This is a genomic window from Amaricoccus sp. B4 (assembly GCF_043226085.1).
Lineage (GTDB): Bacteria > Pseudomonadota > Alphaproteobacteria > Rhodobacterales > Rhodobacteraceae > Amaricoccus.
In genome coordinates, this window is sequence record NZ_CP171225.1 from 2,057,523 (window position 1) to 2,075,985 (window position 18,463).

The following is an 18,463-nucleotide window of genomic DNA, read 5'->3' on the forward strand; positions in this document are numbered from 1 at the left end:
CAAATTCAGGGCACCAGGCGCGCGGGCAAGAGGCCGCGAAGCGAATTGCCGATGAGGAGCTCTCCCTCGCGGAGGTCGCCTTCGGTGAGCACCGCCTCGCGGGCGCGCCCCTCGTCGAGAAGCGCTTCGCGCAACACGCCCGGCAGGAGGCCCGAGGCAAGCGGCGGGGTCAGCAGCAGGCCGCCGCGTCGCAGGAAGACATTGGTGATCGTGCCCTCGCAGAGCTCGCCGCGGGTGTTGAGGAAGAGCCATTCGTCGAGCCCCTCCGGCAGCGCGGCCCGGGCGCGGTCGTAGCGGGCGCGGAGGCTCGTCTTCACCCGCAGCCAGGGATCAGTTGGGTCGAGGCGTTCGGCATGGACGGCGACCTTCCAGACCTCGGGCCCCGGCAGGAGCGGCGCGGACTGCACCGCCGGCCGCCCCGCGAGATCGAGCGTGAGGCGCACGCGCAGGGGATCCGCACCGCCGAGGGCCGCAAGGGCCCGGTCGATGGCCGCGCGCTCGAAGGGCACGCCGAGGGCACGCGCCGTCGCTTCGAGGCGCGCAAGATGCAGCTCCAGCCGGACAAAGGCTCCCTCGCGCCAGCCGAAAGTCTCGATGAGGGTCAGCCCTCCGGGAAGGGGGCCGCGAAACGCGCTTTCCACAGTGCTTCCTCGTATTCCGATGCGGCCGTCGAATCGGCGACGATGCCGCCGCCGACGTTGAGCACCGCAGCGCCGCCCGGCGAGAGCGTCAGCGTGCGGATCGGCACGTTGAAGGCGGCGCGGCCGTCCGGCGCGAGCCAGCCGATGGCGCCGCAATAGGCCTCGCGCGGCCAGGGTTCGAGCTCGCGGATGATTTCCATCGCACGGACCTTGGGCGCACCGGTCACGGAGCCGCAGGGAAAGAGCGCAGCGAAGAGACCAGCAAGGCCGGTGCCGGGGCGGAGACGGCCCCGAACCCGCGAGATCATCTGGTGCACGGTGGCGTAGGTCTCGACCTCGAAGAGTGCCGGCACCCGGACGGAACCGATCTCGGCAATCCGGCCGATGTCGTTGCGCAGCAGATCGACGATCATCAGGTTCTCGGCGCGATTCTTGGGATCGACCGCGAGGGCCGCGGCGAGGTGCGCGTCGCGGGCCGGATCGGTGTCGCGGGGCGCGGTGCCCTTCATCGGCCACGCCTCGATCCCGCCCTGCCCGTCGAGCGCGAAGAAGAGCTCCGGCGAACGCGAGAGCAGCACGGTTTCACCAAGCGCCACCAGCGCCCCGAAGCCGACCGGCTGCCGCGCCGCGAGCGCGGCGGCGAGCGCGGCAGGATCGCCCTCCCAGCGGCCATCGAGCGGCATGGTGAGGTTCACCTGGTAGATATCACCCGCCCGGAGGTAATCGGCAACGCGCTCGAAGGCCGCCGCGTATTCCTCCCGGCTCCAACGCGGGCGGAAGGCCGAGAGTACCCCACCGGGCGCTGCGGGCCGCGCGGGCCCCGGTGCGGCCGCGAAGAGGCAGAAATCGAGGAGCGGCAGGCGACGCTCGGCGGGCAGGAGCGGGGCGAGCCGGGGCTCGAGCACATAGCCGAGCTCATAGCTTGCATAGCCCGCCGCCCAGAGCCCGGCGGCCTGCGCCGCCTCGATCGCCTCGAGCGCTGCGGGCACATCGGCGGGGACATCGGCAGTCACCCGGGCCACGGGCGCGGCGAAGCGTGCCGCCCCCCCGGCCGGACCGAAATCGAGCTCGATGTAGCCTTCCTGCACCGCTTGCGAATCCCCGCCCGGAAAGCGCCGCTGATGCGATGCGACGGGCTCTGTGTCAATGCCGATCCGGCCTCGCGCCGCGGACGGCGGAGCGCAAATCCGGCAGTGGACCTGGCCTCGCGCCCCCCCTAGTCTCGCGCCATGTCAAAGCCGCGATTCATCCACCTCCGCCTCCATTCCGCCTATTCGCTTCTTGAGGGCGCCGTGCCGGTGAAGAAGCTTCCCGGCCTCTGCGAGGCGGCCGGAATGCCCGCGGTCGCGCTCACCGATACCGGCAACCTGTTCGGGGCGATGGAGTTCAGCCAGGTGATGGCGAAGGCAGGCATCCAGCCGATCATGGGCTGCCAGCTCGACCTTGCCCATGCCGAGGCGGTCAACCCGGGCGATGCGGTGCCCCCGCCCCGCCCTGTCGTGCTGCTCGCGCAGAACGAGACGGGGCTCGGCAACCTGCTGAAGCTCACCTCGATCAACTATCTCGACGCCGGTCAGGCACTGCCGCATGTCCCGATGGCGGCCCTGCGCGCCCATGCCGAGGGGCTGATCTGCCTCACCGGCGGGGCGGGTGGCCCGCTCGGCCAGCTCATCCGCGACGGCCATCCGGACCGGGCGCAGGTGCTGGCGCAGAGCCTCGCGGCGCTCTTCCCCGGCCGGCTCTATGTCGAACTGCAGCGCCACCGGGACGAGGACGGGCAGCTCTGGGGCCCCGAGGTCGCCACCGAGCCCGGGCTCGTGGGCCTCGCCTATGATCTGGATCTGCCGCTGGTGGCGACCAACGACGTCTATTTCCCCAAGCGCTCGATGTACGAGGCGCATGACGCGCTGATCTGCATCGCCGACGGGGCCTATGTCGATCAGAACGAGCCGCGGCGGCGCCTCACGCCCGAGCATTGCTTCAAGAGCCAGGACGAGATGGTGGAGCTTTTCGCCGATCTCCCCGAGGCGGTCGAGAACACGGTCGAGATCGCCCGGCGCTGTGCGGCCCGGCCGCTCAAGCGCGCGCCGATCCTGCCGCGCTTCGCCGATGACGAGGTGGAGGAGCTGCGGCGGCAGGCGCGCGAGGGGCTGGTGAAGCGGCTCGAGGTGATCCCGCATGCCGCCCCGGTGGAGGAGTACGAGAAGCGGCTCGACTACGAGCTCGGCATCATCGAGCGGATGGGCTTCCCGGGCTACTTCCTGATCGTGTCGGACTTCATCAAGTGGGCCAAGGAGCATGACATCCCGGTCGGGCCGGGGCGCGGCTCGGGCGCAGGCTCGCTGGTCGCCTATGCGCTCACCATCACCGACCTCGACCCGCTGCGCTATTCGCTGCTCTTCGAGCGCTTCCTCAACCCCGAGCGCGTCTCGATGCCCGACTTCGACATCGACTTCTGCATGGACCGCCGCGAGGAGGTGATCCAGTACGTGCAGGAGAAATACGGCCGCGAGAAGGTGGCGCAGATCATCACCTTCGGCGCGCTGCTGTCGAAGGCCGCGGTGCGCGACGTCGGGCGCGTGCTGCAGATGCCCTACGGGCAGGTGGACCGGCTCTCGAAGCTCATCCCGGTCGAGGGCGTGAAGCCGGTGAGCGTCGAGAAGGCGCTGGCCGACGAGCCGCGGCTCCGCGAGGCCGCGAAGGCCGAGCCGCAGGTCGAGCGCCTCCTCACCATCGCCCAGCAGGTCGAGGGGCTGCTCAGGAACGCCTCGACCCATGCCGCGGGCGTGGTGATCGGTGACCGGCCGCTCGACGAGCTGGTGCCGCTCTACCGCGATCCGCGCTCGGACATGCCGGCGACGCAATACAACATGAAGGTGGTCGAGGACGCGGGCCTCGTGAAGTTCGACTTCCTGGGCCTCAAGACGCTGACGGTGATCCGCAATGCGCTCGACCTCCTGAAGCTTCGCGGGGTGGAGGTCGATATCGGGCAGATCCCGCTCGACGACCAGCCGACCTATGATCTCTACGCCAGCGCGCAGACGGTGGCGGTGTTCCAGGTGGAAAGTGCGGGGATGCGCTCGGCGCTGCGCCAGCTCAAGCCCACCTGCATCGAGGACATCATCGCGCTCGTGGCGCTCTACCGGCCGGGACCAATGGAGAACATCCCGAAATACTGCAACGTCAAGAACGGCAAGGAGGAGCTCGAGAGCCTCCACCCCTCGATCGACTTCATCCTGAAGGAAACCCAGGGCATCATCGTCTACCAGGAGCAGGTGATGCAGATCGCGCAGGTGATGGCGGGCTATTCGCTCGGCGGCGCCGACCTGCTGCGGCGGGCGATGGGCAAGAAGATCAAGGAGGCGATGGACGCCGAGCGGCCGAAGTTCGTGGACGGCTCGAAGGCCAACGGGGTCGGGCAGAAGAAGGCCGAGGAGGTCTTCGCACTGCTCGAGAAGTTCGCGAACTACGGCTTCAACAAGTCCCATGCCGCGGCCTACGCGGTGGTGAGCTACCAGACGGGCTGGCTCAAGGCGAACCATCCGGTGGAGTTCATGGCCGCGGTGATGAACTGCGACATCCATCTCACCGACAAGCTCGGCATCTACAAGCAGGAGGTCGACCGGCTCGGGATCGAGACGCTGCCGCCCTGCGTCAACCGCTCCGAGGCGGGGTTCACCGTCGCGGAGGGCAAGATCGTCTACGCGCTCGGGGCGCTGAAGAACGTGGGCGTCGATGCGATGCGGCTCATCGCCGAGGAACGCCGCGAGAAGGGGAAATTCACCGGGCTCTTCGATCTCGCGGCGCGGGTGGACCTGCGGCGGGTGGGCAAGAAGGCGCTCGAGATGCTGGCCCGCTCCGGCGCGCTGGATGCGCTCGATTCGAACCGGCACAAGGTCTTCCGCTCGATCGAGGCGCTGATCGCCTATTCCGGCCAGGCCCATGACGAACGCGCCTCGGCGCAGGTGAGCCTTTTCGGCGAGGCGGTGGACGCGCTGCCTGCGCCGCGGCTGCCCGCGCCCGACGAATGGACACCGATGGAGCGGCTGGCGCAGGAACATGCGGCGATCGGCTTCTATCTCTCCGGCCACCCGCTCGACGACTACGCGGGCGCCCTCAAGCGCGAGGGGGTGCTGAGCTATGCCGAGCTTTTGCGCAAGGCCGTCTCGAACGGCGCGCCGACCGTGGCGCGGATCGCGGGTGCGGTCTCGGTGCGGGATGAACGGAAATCGGCGCGCGGCAACCGCTTTGCCTTCGTGAAGCTCTCGGACCCGACGGGGCTCTACGAGGTGCGGATGTTCTCCGACGTGCTCGACGTCGCCCGCGACTTTCTCGAGCCCGGGCGCAATGTGGTGCTGACGGTGGTGGCCACACCCGAGGGAGACGAGCTGGGGCTCCAGGCCAAGGGCGCGCAGCCGATCGACCTCGCGCTCCGGAGCACGGCAAGCGCGGGGCTCCGGCTCTTCGTCGACGAGGAACGTGCACTCGGCTCGCTCGCCACGCGGCTCGGGATGATAAAGTCCGAAACGCGCTCGGCCCCGCTCGGCCCCGTGAGCATCGTGCTGATGGGGGCGGATCTGCCCGGCGAGGTGGAACTCGCCCTGCCCGAGCCCTTCCCGGTCACGCCGCAGGTGATCGGCGCCCTGAAGGCGGTGCAGGGCGTCGTGCATGTCGAGGAATACTGAGGCCGCCCGCGCGCCTCAGGCCGGGCGTTTCGGGAGCGGGCGGACGTAGATCTCGAGCCGATGATCGACGATCGCGAAGCCGTAGCGGCGGGCGATCTCGGTCTGGATGCGCTCGATCTCGTCGGAGCGGAACTCGACCACCTCGCCGGTCTCGATATTGATGAAATGGTCGTGATGGCCGCGGCCGATTGCCTCGTAGCGGGCCCGCCCGTCGGCGAAGGTGTGTTTCTCGACGAGCCCGTTCTGCTCGAGCAGGTTCATCGTCCGGTAGACCGTGGCAATCGCGATGCCGGGATCGATCGCGCTCACCCGCCGGTGCAGCTCCTCGACATCCGGATGATCGGTCGCCTCCGAGAGCACCTGCATGATCACCTTGCGCGGGCCGGTGAGCCTTACCCCCTGTTCACGGCAGAGATCGGCGAGGCTTTCACGGGCAGGCTTGGTCATCGCGCGCAGGTCTCCTCACGTCTCCCGCCGCGCGGCCTCACGCAGCGGGAGGAACTTTACGCCAAACGCCGGGCGGGTGCAAAAGGTCCGGGACGGACGAGCCTGCTGCCGCACGTCGGGTGCCTCGTGAAACGCCTCGGCCACTGCGCCCCCGGGACGAACGCCCCTAGGTTCACCCCAAGGCAGCGCCTCATTGGCCTCTGCGCGTTCGTGCCGTGGCATCGGAGTCGCGCGATTTCGCCTCGCTCCAGATGGTGTTCCTGGCGCGCCGTGGAATGGTTGACCGGCGCGGTCGGGTGTTAACGGTTTGTTCATCCATCATCGGTGATCCCAGAGACATTGACTGGGAGATTTGAGATGACCCGATTTTTCGTGACACTCGTGGCCGCCATTGCGGTGCAGATACCCGCCTCCGCGCCGTCAGAAGCCGGCCCCTACCAGAACAGGCTCAGCGAGTGCATCGTTGCCAGCGCCACGGATGCCGACCGGCTGACGCTGATCCGCTGGGTGGTGACGGCCTATCTGCAGAATCCCGCCGTGGGCGAGCTTGCGCAGGTGCCGCCGGAGACGGCGAACGAGGTGAGCGAGAAAATGGCACGCCTTTTCGAGAAGCTTGCCTTTGAGACCTGCCACGGGGAAATGCAGGACGCTTTCCGTTTCGAAGGCCCCGGCGCGCTGGAAACGGCCTTCACGACCTTCGGATCGGTCGCGGGGCGCGGGCTCACCGGCGATCCGCAGGTGAACAGCTACATGCTGGACTTCGTATCTCACGTCGATCACACGCGGCTCAAGGCGCTGACCGGTATCGCGGACTGACCGTCAGCGGGCGAGGCTTGCCTCGAACTCCCGCCATTCGCCCTTGCTCATGCCGCTGTCTTCCTGGGTCACGGTTTCGCCCGCAAGCATCCGGCGGAGGCAGTCCATGCCCTTGCCGGAGAAGGCAACGGCGTTGAGGCGGTAATCCTCGAAGGCGGCATAGGCGGCTGGCACCCAATCCTTCACCACCTCGCAGATCGCCTGCGCATAGACGCGGATCTCGTATTGCGCGTGCGGGTCGGCGCGCAGGCGCAGGAAGTGGAAGAGGTTGTGAAGGTCCACCTTCCAATACCACTGGGTGTAGATGTTGGCGGGCAGGTTCACGCGGGCGAGCTCACGGGCGAGGCCCTGCTTGCCCTCGGTCGAGAGCATCGTCTCGTAATGATCGTAGGCGCGCCCCGCATCGGAGCGCAGGATGTCGAGCACGCGCGCAGCCTCCTCCGGGGCGAGGATCTCGCCGCGGCCCTGGTTGTTGGTCGAGGATTGTGCGGCAAGCTGTTCCGGTGCCGGGATGTAGAACTCGCGATCGAGGATCGAATAGCGCGCGGAATATTCGTTCACGTTGGCGGTGCGGTGGCGGATCCACTGCCGCGCCACGAAGACCGGCAGCTTCACATGCAGCTTGATCTCGCACATCTCGAACGGGGTCGAGTGCCAGTGGCGCATGAGATAGCGGATGAGGCCGGAATCGTCGCGGGCCTTCTTCGTGCCGGCGCCATAGGAGACCCGTGCGGCCTGAACGATTGCCGCATCGTCGCCCATGTAGTCCACGACGCGCACGAAACCATGGTCGAGAACCGGGATCGCCGTGTGGAGATGCTGCTCGATTCCGGGTGCGGTGGCGCGCAGGGTTTCCCGCGCCGTCTCACGCTGGGCTGCGATCTCAGCCTTTTGTTCTGCACTGAGCGACATATGTTAACCTCTTGGACGATCCGGATCGGGATTCGTTTCGTCTACATATAGAATGGAATACAGCAGGAGACGCAACATGAAGATCAAATACCTCCATACGATGGTGCGGGTGACCGACCTGGAGGAGTCGAAGCGCTTCTACTGCGATCTGCTCGGGTTAACGCAGGTGCGGCGTATCGACAACGAGAAGGGCAAGTTCACGCTCGTCTTTCTCGCCCCTCCCGGCCAGGAGGAGGCCGCGGTCGAACTCACCTACAACTGGGACAGCGACGAGACCTATACCGGCGGGCGGAACTTCGGTCATCTCGCCTACGGCGTCGAGAACATCTACAAGATGTGCGAGAAGCTTCAGGAGGCGGGCGTGACGATCAACCGGCCGCCGCGCGACGGGCACATGGCCTTCGTGCGCTCGCCCGACGGCATCTCGATCGAGCTGCTGCAGATCGGCGAGGCGTTGCCCGAGGCCGAGCCCTGGGCGAGCATGGAAAACACCGGAAGCTGGTGAGTGGCATGGGGCGGCGGTCTCTCGCGTTGGCGTTCCTCGCCCTGCTGCCCCTGAAGGCGGAGGCGGCCGGGTGCCGCCTCGCGCTCGCCCTCGCCCTCGATGTCTCCTCCTCGGTGGACTCGTTCGAATACGCGCTGCAGAAGCAGGGGCTGGCGGCAGCGCTGACCGCCCCCGAGGTCGTGCGTGCATTCTTTGCCGTGCCGGGCCAGCCGGTGGCGCTCCTCGTCTATGAATGGAGCGGTCGGCACCAGCAGCTGGTGCGGCAGAACTGGCGGGTCATCGAGGAGCCAGAGGATCTCAAGGCCATTGCCGTCGGACTTGCCGCCATGCCGCGGACTCATGCAAACCTCCCGACCGCAATCGGCGCGGCGATGGCCTTCGGCGGCCGGCTGCTCGATGTCGGGCCCGACTGCCTCGAGCGCAAGCTCGACATTTCGGGGGACGGCACCAACAACGACGGCGTCTGGCCTGGCGACATCCACACCCTGCCGATGCTGCGCGACGTGACGGTGAACGGGTTGGTGATCGGGCACAACCGGGACGTGCTGGCGATCTACTACGATCAGTTCGTGATCCAGGGGCCCGGCGCCTTCGTGGAGCTCGCCGAGGATCATGCCGACTTCGAACGCGCGATGCGCCGCAAGCTGGTGCGGGAGGTGGGGGTGAGTGCGCTGAGCTTCGCCCTCCCGGCCGATGGCCCCTGAAGGCACTTGCCGGCTTTGGCGGATGCCCCCTTCAAACCGCCGGTGGAACGTATTATATTCCTCGTGTCCCGGAAACGGGACTATGGCGATAAACGCGCCCGTAATAAGCGGATCGGACCCGGGGGCGGTACCCGGCGGCTCCACCAGAATACCCTCGTTGGGGGATACAAGGGGCCGAAACAGGATCGACGGACGTCTAAAGGGGTTGGCTTTCGCTCGGTGAGATACCACCGTTATCGGTTCACATAGTATAGTTGCCAACGACAACTACGCTCCGGTTCGCGTCGCTGCGTAATGCAGTGACAAAGACCGACTTCTGAAGTCCAGGATCCTAGCAGGTTCTGGCGGGGTTCGCAGGCACCTGGCAACAGAAGCCTGCACTCCCTTTTCTGAGCCATAAGAACCTGTTTTTCCTTCATTTTTGCTTTCCACTTTTCCAGTGTTTTACAGTCGTGTCGTCGCTTCGTTCACGCAACTCCCTCAGCACCGCCTGCCCGCTGGCCTTCCGGTCGGCATGTCGGCAATAGTGTTCCACCATCTCCACAGACATCCCCACCATGTCGGAGATTTGCAGCGCCGAGTAACCAGCGCCCCGCAAGCGGATGACAGCATTGGCGCGCAACCCGTGTGGCACCGCACCCGCAAGTATTGGGTGCTTCTGTCGCTCGCGGTCAAAAATTTTCCACATCTGGTTGGTGCTGAATGGCTTACCCTTGCCCTTTCCTTCCTCCTGGATGAGATATGGACCGGGCCTGCGCTCCCATTTCGCCATTTCCGCCTCAAGCTCCGGGAAGATCGGGCACCACGGCTTCACCCCGGTTTTCTTTTGCGACAAGCTGAAACCGCCCTCGTCTTCGTGCGTGGGGTTTAGCCGCACCACATCGCTGATCCGCTGACCCGTGTAGCGGCTCAGGAAGTAGAAGCGCCGCACCATGCCGGTGAAAGTCTGTTCCGCATGGGCAAGCTGTTCAGGCGTCCAAGGGTGGTGCCCCTCGCCCTTCGCAAATCTCTCTACCCCCTGCGTCGGATCATGCGTCAGAAGCTCCACTGGCCCATTCGCCCAAGCGACCAGCGCCTTGAGGGCATCCAGAACGTTGTTCGCAGCCCCCGGCTTCTCAGCCCCGATCTTGCGAACGAGCGCATCCACATGGCGCGGTCGCAGTTCTCGCGCGGGCAAATCGCCCCATGCCTTGCGCGGGGGCTTGAGATAGCGCCGATAATGGTCCTGCGTGCCCTTGGTGATCTTCCGTTGACGGGTTTCCCAAGAGACCTCAAACGCATCAATCAGCGCGCCAACCGTATCAGTCGGCGTTGGGCCGAACGTGCCCTGCGCCTGCCGGACGGCGTTCCAGAATTCCGGCGTCTGAGGATCATCAGGAAGGCGGATACGCTCGCCCGCTTGCGCGGTTCCCCTTCCCTCCTGATAGTAGAAGTATTCGCGGCCACGAGAGGCGACGCGATGCACGTGGCGCGGCAAGGACACCTTAGACATTATCCAGCCCCGCCATGAATTGATCGTTGCCACTGCCCGCCTGCGCGTTGAGACAAGCAGCCACATCAGCCCAGCACCAGCGGACGGAACCGCCCCACTTGAACGGCTTTGGCAGCAAACCGCGCTGGACATAGGAATCCACTGTGGATTCGCTCATGTCGAGTTCTGCCGCCAACGTAGCCTTGGAAACGTAGGACGGTGGACGGTCGCCAAGAATGACACGCTTACCCATTGTCACTCCTTTTGCCTTTCAACTCGGGGGCGGTGCGGACCGCCAGCGCCAGAAGCGCGTTACCGTAGACCACGGCTGACTTGCTGATTTGCGTCTCAAAGGAAATCGGATCATCCGCCCCGGCTTCACTTTGGAAGCGGATTTCGGAGTATCCCCCGGAGAACCGCTCATTGACCGAGACTGCAGCCCAGCCGTGCGAAACGCTGATCTCGAATTTTAGTGCCTCGCCGGTTAGGTGATTGGCTTCCAGCATGTCGCAGACCGCCACAAGGCAGTCGATCATGTTGATGTATGTGGGCAAGCCGTCACCGTCTTTTGGTTGATAATTGAGACGTTGGACTACCTCTCGCATATGATAATTTCGGATGGTCGGACCCTTGGCCTTATCCTCGCCAATCATCTCCTGTGGCGCTTCCACCCCCAGATCGATTTCGTCGTTGATCCAGCCATCCGCGGACAACCAAGACTGGACCTCCTGCCCAGCTCTTGTGGCCTTGAGCGTGATCATGCAGGCAACGAGGAAAATGATTGCCTCGCGGCGTGTCATCTCAGGAAGGCTCCGGCCTCGGCCTTTTGCGCGCAGCCCAGCTTCGGATAGCGAACGGTCGATCATGAACGCCGTCTCAAACGGGACGCCATAGATCTCCGCCAGAATTGGGACCAGTTCTTTTGCTCGCATCGGCCTCACTCCAATTGGAATGAAACTCCCACAATCCACGGTGCGTTGCAAGTAGAATGTGAGACTCTCAATCCAAATGGTGATCAGTCTGCCAAATATTCGCTACTGCTCGGCAACCACCGGGCGCACAAGCTCCTCCCCGCGCGCTTTGGCGATCTCGTCCGGCGGCAGGTCAAGACATTTCCCGCCGAGGCCAACCCATTCTAAATAACGGAGCTTTTCCGCTTCCTCCATCGCCTCCAAGGCGAGATCGATCAAGAGATCTGCCTCGTTACGGCGGTTTTCGAGCTGTATGAGCGAAGACGCACCCCGCAGGAGCATCGCGATCCGACCTAATTTCTCATCGGTCGCTTCGTAGTTTTTTCGAATGTGATCCGGGATCATGCCACGCCCTCAAGTCTGGAAAGTCGGCTTGAATCTAGTCCGGCATTCAGCTCACGGGCGAGTTCCTCCGCGACTTCGGTGATCGCGATGGCCTCGCCCAGGTTGCATGTTTCGTTCTGCAGTATGTTCGCGGCGGACAGCATCATCTCAAGACGCAGGGCGATAGTCTGCATTCTGGCAAAGTGATCTTGCGGCGCGGGCAATCCGGTCTTGGCTGCCATTGCATTGCTCCTTGTGAGATTTTTAGTAACTGTGTTACTATACCACTCGAAACGAAATGAGCAACAGAAAAGTAACCATGTTACCAATGCAGCCGATTCAGTGCAAAATGGCGCGGAGCGCTCTTGGTCTAGGCGTCCGCGAACTCGCCGAACTCGCGCAAGTTTCGCCCAACACGATTGCACGTTTTGAGCGAGGCGATATACTAAAGGAAGGCACCGTCGCGACAATCCGATCGGCATTGGAGGTCGCAGGAGTAATATTTATTGATCCCAACGGCGGCGGGCCAGGCATTCGACTCAAGAACAGGTGAAAAATGTCCGAAAGATCACTTTACCAAGTCGCCCTGCAAATTGCTGAAAGCATCTGGAACGCCGACAAACATTCAAGAGTAACATCAAAAAATAGAGTGGAATTTCTTGAAATTTTAAGCGATTGCTCGCAGGCTTTACAATGGAATTACAGATCTAATCCGGAAAAAGTGCCAGGGAAGACTACCAGAAGAGAGCTAAACATTTAGAATATTTCTTAGGCGTCGAAGCGCGTTCCCTCTCTCGACCGCCTGCATCGTCTGCACGAGCGCTTGAACGAAAAAATATTAGCCACCTTGGATGCCCGTTAGATGATCTTCGCCATTAAGATAGGGATTGCGGTCCTTGCTGCTATGGCCGCCGTTGATGTGGCCCGAGCAGCGGAAGTTCATGAGCCAGAACTGCAGAACATCACTAGTCTTGTTGAGGAATGTCTGCGTACTCGTAAGGTTCAGGTGGCAGGGCAAATGCTCAACGCCCTCGCAGACCTCCCATATCCGGTGGACCAAGAATTTGAACAATTCATGTCAACCGATGGTGTAGCCTGCATGGCTGCCAGCTATCGTGATGATAGTTACTTCTTCGATCCCTCCGACTACAAATTCAAGCGGCAATCCGACATTGATCAGCGTGCGGCTGGTATGTTGGCTCACGAACAGCGGGCACTTGCCGAGGAAATGGCGGAGAGACAAGAGGAACAGCGTCGGTCATTTCTCCTGTTCCAACGCAACGCATGTTTGAGTTTGGCAGCAAGAGATCCAGAGGAAGCGGCTTTGAATGAAGCGTGCATCCCCCACTTCCTCGCCGATCCGGGGGAATTTCTTGATCTGGTCAGTCCAAAGTGACCCGTTAAGCTACGGGATCATTTTAGGTCTGATCGCTCATTCCGTCAGAAGTCCAGTCTACCAGTTTCAGTGCAGCAGCCGGGTCGACACCAGATTCCTTCGCCTGAGCCATCGCCTGGATGATTCCCGCCATTGCCCGTGCTCGCCCGCCCGCGTCGAACGCCTGCAAGGGCCGCATCGTGTCAATCTGCACCCGCGTTCCGAGCTTGCGGGATGCCTCCTCGGCAAGGATCGCTGCAATCGGCTGGAGTTGCCATTGGGCGAGATGCCGTTGTGCCTCGCGCACCATAGGGCCGGTGGTCGCCGGATTGAGAAGGCCCGGCAAGACGCCGAAGGAACCCGCAATCGCGTCGCGCGCCGCGGCAAGGGCTTCCAGCGACATGCTTTTGGACAGGTCCGGCGACACGTCCGAAGGGCGCCAGTCGGCGTTGGGCTGCGGCCCGCCCGCCGCTGAAACAGACACGCTCTCCCGCAACATGACGCGGCCACGTTTTCCACGGAAGCCCCGGCCGAGCTTTTCCATGTCGGTCTCCGCGCTCTCCGGGAACGGGACGATCTGCGATCCGAGCGGGGCAAACTCGTAGACTTCGGCCAAGGCAGATTCCACCGCCTGCAGCAACCCGGCCGTCAGGCTGGCCCGCTTGAGCGGCGCGGTGCCGTAGTAGGGTGCCGCCACGTCGCAGCCGACGCGCAGGTGAATGACTTCGGCTGCCAAAGCGGTTTGCGAGCGCCCGCCGCCAGACTCGGAGATGGAAAGGCGATAGGCGCGCGGGATGCCGTTGCGCGTCGTAAGATCCCAATCGCTGCACGGCACAAGCCCCATGTCCCCGATCAGAAACAACGCCTCACCCCGCAGAGCCACAGAGCGCCCCAGAAGCGCGAGAGACCGGCGGTCGAGCAGATCGGTGCCGGAAACGTCCGCGAGCGAGAGCCCGTTTTCCCAGAGCGAGATGCACGTCTGCGCCGTCGCAGTCAGTTCGGCGATGCCGCGCGAACCCGAGATGTAACTCTCCCGCGCCGCGACGATTTCCGCCGTGAACCCGGAAGCACTGGCCCTTTTCTCTATCGGTTCCGATTTCCCGAAGATTCGCTGAATCAATCCCATGTCATAGCCTCCGATAGGGTCGCAGAAGATCGGCCGCGCCGCTGTAAGCCATCGCCCGCGCGAGCCAGGTCACGGAACGCTCGGAACTCGTCTTGATCTCGCCGATCTCCTCCACTTCGGAGGTCGCACCACTCCATCGCCCATCGTGCCCGGCGAAGTATTCGGCCAGCCGCCGAAACGCCTCGTTCACCGCCGCCGGGACCGTGCCGCCGCCAGCCGTCGCCGTGAAGCGATACGGCCCTTCGCCGGGCAAAGCGTAACCGCCGAGGGGCGAGGCATCGAGCGCCACCGCCTGCCAGCCGTCGCTCCAGACCTCGACCGATTCAATCACGGCCGGTGTGAGACGCGGCACCCATTCGCCCGGTCCCTCGACAATCCAGACGACTTCGCGCGGCGTCCACCGGTGTGACACCCAAGCCTCGATGCGCTGCCAGATGAACGCCGGATCGAGTGCGGCTTCGGCCGGTTCCAGTGCCGGGGAGGCTGGCCAATCCGCCGGTTCCGCTTCGACTTCATGAAGTGTCGCGACCATTAAAGCCTCCAGCGATCAAGGGCACGAAACTGCGGCCTCGGCGGCATGATCAGGCTCCGGGCCTCGACTTCGGTTTCGGAATAGGCCGGGCGCGTCACCAGAGAGATTTCGAACAGAAGCGCTTGAAAAATCGTCCGAATCAGCGCGTCGCCTTCCTCGGGATCTTCCTCCTCGATCTGCTCGGCCTCCTCGGCGGGAACGGCGCGTTCCGGCGGCAGGCGAAAGCCCGGCGAAAGCCCGACGATCAGCCCCGCCTGAAATCCGGCCCAGAAATTCATCCAGAAAGTCGTTCGCTGGACCGGCGGAAGTATGATGGCCTCGAATTTCAGTGCCTCCGGGGTATCCTCAAGGATCAGCGTGTCGTTCAGCTTGCTCGCAAGCGGCTGGTCGTAGGAATGCCCAAGTAGAAGGTGAATTTCCTCGTCGGGTTTCTCGACACGATAGGCGAACGCCTTCGGAGCGAACTCCTCCTTCTGGGGCCTTCCGCGCCTTCCGCCGTCAGAGATGACCGCCCGCTTACCATAGGGGAAGCGGCCCCGGAGACGGCGCGAGCCGTCCCCGGAGTCCCGGATTTCAAGGCTCCCAAGATGAACCCCGTGATCCATTATTGAATTCCGGTCAGGATGCGGGTCTGGACCGCGCGCGAGACCGTCACGTCCATTGTCGCCAACGCCGTGAGCCGCAGCCCGCCCTGCGCTGCGTCCGCGTAGGGGTCCCGAATCAGATCGACCGCGCCCCAGGTGCCAACGAAGAAAGGCGGAACCCCGCCCGCACTCGTCGTCAGGACGGCACTCGATGCGGCAGGCGAGCCAGTCGGAGCCGCGAGCGCGTTGTTCGTCAGGACGGCAGCCGCGAGTTTGCTCTCCATCCTGTCCCACTCGGTGATGCCGGAGCCCGCATCCCAAATGGAATCGTCCATTGTGTTCCAGACCTCGGGCCGGAACATGGCCCGGACAGCGCTCGTGCTGTTCGCCGCGTTCCCGAGCATGAACTCCTTCACTTCCTCGCGGATCGTTGCCCAAGTCGCCACGTCGCCGACTGCCGTCGAGACGATGCCCCAAGCAGCGGCACCGGCAAAAATGCCGGTCGGCTCGCCGGATGCCCCGGAGCCGAGAAATACAGCCTTGTCCAGCGCTTCCTCGATGGCGCCGTTCATGTCGCGTCGGACAGCCTGTTCAAGCCCGGCCCCCGACTGCTTGAGCGCCTTGCGAGTGATCTTCATCTGAACGCCCAGCGTGTGATCCGGCTTCATCGGACGATCTGTCGTCTCATAAGCCGTGGGAGAACCAACGCTGCCGCCCTCGCTCGCCGCCCAGCCGGTCGTCACCTGAGAGGTAGACACCGGATACTCAATTTCACCCACACCGATGTTGACCATCTGCCCGCCCATGCGCGCGGCAACAGACGATGCGAACAAGCGCTCCATGATAGGCGCGGTTCGGAGCGGTGCCGGGGTCGCGGTCGAGACCGTCTCGCCAGCACGGATCTCCAAAGCCTCCCAAGGCACCGGCACGCCGCGATAGCCGCCATGGCTGCGAAGCTCGGAGACGATTTCAGCGGTGCGGCCATCCATCTGCCGCCCTTCGTCAAGCGCCAGTGCGACCTGTCGCATCTCAAATCCCGCCATGATCTCGGACCATTCGCGATCGGAACGCGTCTCAAGCTCGCCCTTCGCCTCCCGGCGCTCGTCGTCCTCGGCGATCAGCGCGGCGCGGTATCGGGTTTCGTTCGACCGGTATTCGCGGTCGAATTCATCCATCTGGCGGGTTTCATCGTCGGTCGGCTTGTCCTTCCCGACCAGCCCCGCAAGCGCCTGCCGGATCTCGGACTGGCGGCGGGAGATTTTCACTGAATCAAGCATCTTCGTTCCTTTTTGCTCGATGGTTTCGTGCGATTGCCTGCACGTGGTCCCGCCATGCGCGGCGGTCTTCGGAGAGTTCGGGCAAGCCCACTTCCTTGCGGGTCTTCGCCCCGTGGCAGCGCCCGCAAAGCGTCTGCAAGTTGTTCAGATCGAACGACAGTTCGGGATGCGTGCGCACCGGCTTGATGTGATCGACCTCAAGTCTGCCGCGCCCGAAGCATTTGACGCAGCGGAAGTGGTCCCGCCGCTTCGCCATCAGGCGCAACGCGGGCCAGCGCTTGTCGCGATGCACTGCGGAAGACGGGCGATGCCATTTCATACCCATACCGCACCCCGCGATTTCTTCTCGGGCCGGGCCGTCATCCGCGCGCCCTCGGCCACGGCCAGGACGGTTGCGGAAGCCGCGTCAATGCGGCCCGTGCTGCGGGCCTTGGCAAGTTTCAGATTGTTCGCCGGATCGCGCAGGCAGACCGCATCCGCGAAAGCCGACGACATGAGAAGGCTTGGCCGTGACCTCACCTTGCCGTCGAAACAGGCCCGCCGGAACCGCTCCACATCCTCGCCGCCGTCCCGGAATCCTTGCCCGCGCCAGACGATCGGACAGCGAATGCCCGCCTTGTCGATCGCCTCGCCAAGCTCGGCTTGCTTGTAGCGGTCGGCGGTCAAGGCCGCGATCTGCTCGCCCTCGACCTGCCGCATCACCTGGACAAGCCAAGGCGCGACGGGAACGGTCTTTTCGCCCAGAACGGACAACTCGCCCCGGTCCTGCATCGTGACGTAACGGTCGGAAACGCCGTCGTTCTGCCCCCGGTCGAGAAGCGACGGCATCGAGGGGAAAGTGCCAAGACATTCCAGACGGCCGGATTCGGGCCAGTAGAACGCCGCCGCTGTCATGCTGGCAGAGCCGCCCAGGTCGACGCCGATCACCACCGGCCCAGCGCGCGGCGGCAATTCGTCGGTCTGGCAGGCCATCCATTCGTCAACGGTCAAGAGCACATCGCGGCTTTCACCGGAGACACGCTCATTCCGATTGTAGAGCCGGAAACTCGTCAGCGTGGAGCCGCCCCGCGCGATGGCCCGCCGCGCGCTTGCTTCCAGCCATTCCAGCGATGCCCCGATGCCGTGCTTTGCGCCCGGATTGGCGATCAGCAGGCTTTCGCGGTCATCGGCCGGAAGGCCGGGCGGGGGCCGGTGTTCCTGCACATAGGTTCCGGGCTGCGGATCATCGATCCAGCGCGAGAAGGGGTGCGCATCATCCGCCGCCGAGGTCGAAATAATCAGCGCTTTGCCGCCCCGCTTGCCGAGACCGGACAGAAGCGCGTGTTCGAGGTCGTTCCCCTTGTCGAGCGGCCAGTGCCCGCGTTCGTCCATGAGAACGAGCGTTGGCGCGCTGCCGAGGATCGACTTGCCATCCGCCGCGATGGCTCGGACGAAATGCCCGCCCCCATCGCCCTGGTATTCGATTTCAAGGCGCGGCGAGCGCCGGAAGGTCAGAAGCTCCTGCTTCTCGTCAGGCAAAGAGTGCGCGAATCCGGCGACAAAATCCCACGCAATGCGGGCCTGATCGCGCGTCCTTGCCGCAATCAGGATCTCCCGCCGAGGCTGCCGGTCGAATTCGCCAAGCAGCGCCCCAAGAGCTACGCCTGCCGACAGTGCCGTCTTCGCGTTGCCCCGGCCGATCGAGAGAACCGCAACCTGCACCTCGGGAGCCAGCGCGCCACGAACGAACTGTTTCTGAAACGGCGCAAGCTTCACCGGCTGGCCCGCAAGAGGGCCTTCCGGGATCTTGAGGCTTTCCATGAAGCGGATCGCGGCGGTCGCTGGTTTCATCACAGCATCCCGACGAGTCCGGTTACGGTCGTGCCCGTCGCGTGCAGCTTTCGAATTCTGAACGGGTAGACCGTCCCGGCGGTGAGACCGAAAAGCGTCGCCACAGAGCCGTCAATCATCGTGACGGTCACGTCGCCATTCTCGTTCACCAGAAAGGCGCGCACCGGCGCTGCGATGTCGGCAACGTCATTGGGGGAAATAATGGCCACACCGGATGCGGGGCCGCAGGGGTCGTTCGTATAGATTGCCATTTTCGTTCCTTT

The 18,463-nt window shown here is 64.1% G+C and carries 22 protein-coding genes and 1 other RNA gene; 7 read left to right on the plus strand and 16 right to left on the minus strand.

What is annotated here, in order from left to right; all coding sequences use genetic code 11:
- Nucleotides 1–5 precede the first annotated feature (5 nt).
- Entirely contained in the window at nt 6–641 is a 636-nt protein-coding gene (locus tag ACF66B_RS09880) for an aminotransferase class IV (protein WP_111431006.1), read from the minus strand.
- Nucleotides 602–1,729 carry an aminodeoxychorismate synthase component I gene (locus ACF66B_RS09885; protein ID WP_392662470.1) on the minus strand — a complete coding sequence of 376 codons (1,128 nt, stop codon included), beginning with the start codon at nt 1,727–1,729 and terminating at the stop codon, nt 602–604. The genes ACF66B_RS09880 and ACF66B_RS09885 overlap by 40 nt, the downstream gene beginning before the upstream one ends.
- A gap of 141 nt (nt 1,730–1,870) precedes the next feature.
- On the opposite strand from ACF66B_RS09885, the gene dnaE reads away from it, so the two are divergent.
- Nucleotides 1,871–5,326, plus strand: a complete 3,456-nt coding sequence (gene dnaE / locus ACF66B_RS09890) for a DNA polymerase III subunit alpha (RefSeq protein ID WP_111431007.1) — start codon at nt 1,871–1,873, stop codon at nt 5,324–5,326.
- A 15-nt stretch (nt 5,327–5,341) separates the two neighbouring features.
- Here dnaE and ACF66B_RS09895 read toward each other — a convergent pair whose 3' ends face one another.
- Nucleotides 5,342–5,773 (minus strand): Fur family transcriptional regulator, encoded by a 432-nt coding sequence (locus ACF66B_RS09895; RefSeq protein WP_111431008.1) that lies wholly within the window; start codon nt 5,771–5,773, stop codon nt 5,342–5,344.
- A gap of 357 nt (nt 5,774–6,130) precedes the next feature.
- On the opposite strand from ACF66B_RS09895, the gene ACF66B_RS09900 reads away from it, so the two are divergent.
- Nucleotides 6,131–6,589, plus strand: a complete 459-nt coding sequence (locus tag ACF66B_RS09900; protein ID WP_111431009.1) for a hypothetical protein — start codon at nt 6,131–6,133, stop codon at nt 6,587–6,589.
- Between the two features lie 3 nt (nt 6,590–6,592).
- Here the strand turns inward: ACF66B_RS09900 and thyX are convergent, their stop codons facing one another.
- On the minus strand, nt 6,593–7,501 hold the full coding sequence (gene thyX / locus ACF66B_RS09905) for an FAD-dependent thymidylate synthase (protein ID WP_111431010.1): 909 nt from the start codon (nt 7,499–7,501) through the stop codon (nt 6,593–6,595).
- A 76-nt stretch (nt 7,502–7,577) separates the two neighbouring features.
- Between thyX and ACF66B_RS09910 the strand changes: the two genes are divergently transcribed.
- The 3 genes from ACF66B_RS09910 (at nt 7,578) to ssrA (ending at nt 9,092) form a co-directional block, all read left to right on the plus strand.
- Nucleotides 7,578–8,006 carry a VOC family protein gene (locus ACF66B_RS09910; protein ID WP_392662473.1) on the plus strand — a complete coding sequence of 143 codons (429 nt, stop codon included), beginning with the start codon at nt 7,578–7,580 and terminating at the stop codon, nt 8,004–8,006.
- 5 nt (nt 8,007–8,011) lie between these two features.
- Nucleotides 8,012–8,710, plus strand: coding sequence for a DUF1194 domain-containing protein (locus tag ACF66B_RS09915; protein WP_111431011.1), 699 nt, complete (start codon nt 8,012–8,014; stop codon nt 8,708–8,710).
- A 26-nt stretch (nt 8,711–8,736) separates the two neighbouring features.
- Nucleotides 8,737–9,092, plus strand: a transfer-messenger RNA (tmRNA) gene (ssrA, locus tag ACF66B_RS09920).
- Between the two features lie 33 nt (nt 9,093–9,125).
- Here ssrA and ACF66B_RS09925 read toward each other — a convergent pair.
- From ACF66B_RS09925 to ACF66B_RS09945, 5 genes are all read right to left on the minus strand, one after another.
- Nucleotides 9,126–10,202: an integrase gene (locus tag ACF66B_RS09925; protein ID WP_111431012.1), complete on the minus strand. Its 1,077-nt coding sequence runs from the start codon at nt 10,200–10,202 to the stop codon at nt 9,126–9,128.
- Entirely contained in the window at nt 10,195–10,434 is a 240-nt protein-coding gene (locus ACF66B_RS09930; RefSeq protein ID WP_111431013.1) for a transcriptional regulator, read from the minus strand. Before ACF66B_RS09930 ends, ACF66B_RS09925 begins: the two co-directional genes overlap by 8 nt.
- The gene (locus ACF66B_RS09935; RefSeq protein WP_111431014.1) at nt 10,427–11,113 is read right to left on the minus strand and encodes a hypothetical protein; all 687 of its coding nucleotides are present in this window, start codon (nt 11,111–11,113) and stop codon (nt 10,427–10,429) included. The genes ACF66B_RS09930 and ACF66B_RS09935 overlap by 8 nt, the downstream gene beginning before the upstream one ends.
- 102 nt (nt 11,114–11,215) lie before the next feature.
- Nucleotides 11,216–11,497 (minus strand): hypothetical protein, encoded by a 282-nt coding sequence (locus tag ACF66B_RS09940; protein WP_111431015.1) that lies wholly within the window; start codon nt 11,495–11,497, stop codon nt 11,216–11,218.
- Nucleotides 11,494–11,718 carry a hypothetical protein gene (locus tag ACF66B_RS09945; RefSeq protein WP_111431016.1) on the minus strand — a complete coding sequence of 75 codons (225 nt, stop codon included), beginning with the start codon at nt 11,716–11,718 and terminating at the stop codon, nt 11,494–11,496. The genes ACF66B_RS09940 and ACF66B_RS09945 overlap by 4 nt, the downstream gene beginning before the upstream one ends.
- A gap of 107 nt (nt 11,719–11,825) precedes the next feature.
- Between ACF66B_RS09945 and ACF66B_RS09950 the strand changes: the two genes are divergently transcribed.
- On the plus strand, nt 11,826–12,029 hold the full coding sequence (locus tag ACF66B_RS09950) for a multiprotein-bridging factor 1 family protein (RefSeq protein WP_392664851.1): 204 nt from the start codon (nt 11,826–11,828) through the stop codon (nt 12,027–12,029).
- Nucleotides 12,030–12,338: 309 nt separating this feature from the next.
- Nucleotides 12,339–12,872: a hypothetical protein gene (locus ACF66B_RS09955; RefSeq protein ID WP_111431018.1), complete on the plus strand. Its 534-nt coding sequence runs from the start codon at nt 12,339–12,341 to the stop codon at nt 12,870–12,872.
- 22 nt (nt 12,873–12,894) lie between these two features.
- On the opposite strand, the gene ACF66B_RS09960 is transcribed toward ACF66B_RS09955, so the two are convergent.
- Genes ACF66B_RS09960 through ACF66B_RS09990 form a run of 7 tightly spaced genes read right to left on the minus strand, consistent with a single transcriptional unit; the run spans nt 12,895 to nt 18,451 of the window.
- Entirely contained in the window at nt 12,895–13,977 is a 1,083-nt protein-coding gene (locus ACF66B_RS09960; RefSeq protein WP_111431019.1) for a phage portal protein, read from the minus strand.
- A 1-nt stretch (nt 13,978) separates the two neighbouring features.
- Nucleotides 13,979–14,509 carry a hypothetical protein gene (locus ACF66B_RS09965; protein ID WP_111431020.1) on the minus strand — a complete coding sequence of 177 codons (531 nt, stop codon included), beginning with the start codon at nt 14,507–14,509 and terminating at the stop codon, nt 13,979–13,981.
- On the minus strand, nt 14,509–15,114 hold the full coding sequence (locus ACF66B_RS09970; protein WP_111431021.1) for an HK97 family phage prohead protease: 606 nt from the start codon (nt 15,112–15,114) through the stop codon (nt 14,509–14,511). Before ACF66B_RS09970 ends, ACF66B_RS09965 begins: the two co-directional genes overlap by 1 nt.
- The gene (locus ACF66B_RS09975) at nt 15,114–16,370 is read right to left on the minus strand and encodes a phage major capsid protein (protein WP_111431022.1); all 1,257 of its coding nucleotides are present in this window, start codon (nt 16,368–16,370) and stop codon (nt 15,114–15,116) included. The genes ACF66B_RS09970 and ACF66B_RS09975 overlap by 1 nt, the downstream gene beginning before the upstream one ends.
- Nucleotides 16,363–16,689, minus strand: a complete 327-nt coding sequence (locus tag ACF66B_RS09980; protein WP_392662479.1) for an HNH endonuclease — start codon at nt 16,687–16,689, stop codon at nt 16,363–16,365. The genes ACF66B_RS09975 and ACF66B_RS09980 overlap by 8 nt, the downstream gene beginning before the upstream one ends.
- A complete protein-coding gene (locus ACF66B_RS09985; protein ID WP_392662482.1) occupies nt 16,686–18,200 on the minus strand; it encodes a terminase TerL endonuclease subunit in 1,515 nt (504 codons plus the stop codon). The genes ACF66B_RS09980 and ACF66B_RS09985 overlap by 4 nt, the downstream gene beginning before the upstream one ends.
- Nucleotides 18,200–18,451: a hypothetical protein gene (locus tag ACF66B_RS09990; RefSeq protein ID WP_111431024.1), complete on the minus strand. Its 252-nt coding sequence runs from the start codon at nt 18,449–18,451 to the stop codon at nt 18,200–18,202. The genes ACF66B_RS09985 and ACF66B_RS09990 overlap by 1 nt, the downstream gene beginning before the upstream one ends.
- Nucleotides 18,452–18,463: the final 12 nt, after the last annotated feature.

Coding starts and splice junctions, on each gene's coding strand:
- dnaE (WP_111431007.1), top strand. CDS start 1,871: ATGTCAAAGCCGCGATTCATCCACCTCCGCCTCCATTCCGCCTATTCG.
- ACF66B_RS09895 (WP_111431008.1), bottom strand. CDS start 5,773: ATGACCAAGCCTGCCCGTGAAAGCCTCGCCGATCTCTGCCGTGAACAG.
- ACF66B_RS09900 (WP_111431009.1), top strand. CDS start 6,131: ATGACCCGATTTTTCGTGACACTCGTGGCCGCCATTGCGGTGCAGATA.
- thyX (WP_111431010.1), bottom strand. CDS start 7,501: ATGTCGCTCAGTGCAGAACAAAAGGCTGAGATCGCAGCCCAGCGTGAG.
- ACF66B_RS09910 (WP_392662473.1), top strand. CDS start 7,578: ATGAAGATCAAATACCTCCATACGATGGTGCGGGTGACCGACCTGGAG.
- ACF66B_RS09915 (WP_111431011.1), top strand. CDS start 8,012: ATGGGGCGGCGGTCTCTCGCGTTGGCGTTCCTCGCCCTGCTGCCCCTG.
- ACF66B_RS09925 (WP_111431012.1), bottom strand. CDS start 10,202: ATGTCTAAGGTGTCCTTGCCGCGCCACGTGCATCGCGTCGCCTCTCGT.
- ACF66B_RS09930 (WP_111431013.1), bottom strand. CDS start 10,434: ATGGGTAAGCGTGTCATTCTTGGCGACCGTCCACCGTCCTACGTTTCC.
- ACF66B_RS09935 (WP_111431014.1), bottom strand. CDS start 11,113: ATGCGAGCAAAAGAACTGGTCCCAATTCTGGCGGAGATCTATGGCGTC.
- ACF66B_RS09940 (WP_111431015.1), bottom strand. CDS start 11,497: ATGATCCCGGATCACATTCGAAAAAACTACGAAGCGACCGATGAGAAA.
- ACF66B_RS09945 (WP_111431016.1), bottom strand. CDS start 11,718: ATGGCAGCCAAGACCGGATTGCCCGCGCCGCAAGATCACTTTGCCAGA.
- ACF66B_RS09950 (WP_392664851.1), top strand. CDS start 11,826: ATGGCGCGGAGCGCTCTTGGTCTAGGCGTCCGCGAACTCGCCGAACTC.
- ACF66B_RS09955 (WP_111431018.1), top strand. CDS start 12,339: ATGATCTTCGCCATTAAGATAGGGATTGCGGTCCTTGCTGCTATGGCC.
- ACF66B_RS09960 (WP_111431019.1), bottom strand. CDS start 13,977: ATGGGATTGATTCAGCGAATCTTCGGGAAATCGGAACCGATAGAGAAA.
- ACF66B_RS09965 (WP_111431020.1), bottom strand. CDS start 14,509: ATGGTCGCGACACTTCATGAAGTCGAAGCGGAACCGGCGGATTGGCCA.
- ACF66B_RS09970 (WP_111431021.1), bottom strand. CDS start 15,114: ATGGATCACGGGGTTCATCTTGGGAGCCTTGAAATCCGGGACTCCGGG.
- ACF66B_RS09975 (WP_111431022.1), bottom strand. CDS start 16,370: ATGCTTGATTCAGTGAAAATCTCCCGCCGCCAGTCCGAGATCCGGCAG.
- ACF66B_RS09980 (WP_392662479.1), bottom strand. CDS start 16,689: ATGAAATGGCATCGCCCGTCTTCCGCAGTGCATCGCGACAAGCGCTGG.
- ACF66B_RS09985 (WP_392662482.1), bottom strand. CDS start 18,200: ATGAAACCAGCGACCGCCGCGATCCGCTTCATGGAAAGCCTCAAGATC.
- ACF66B_RS09990 (WP_111431024.1), bottom strand. CDS start 18,451: ATGGCAATCTATACGAACGACCCCTGCGGCCCCGCATCCGGTGTGGCC.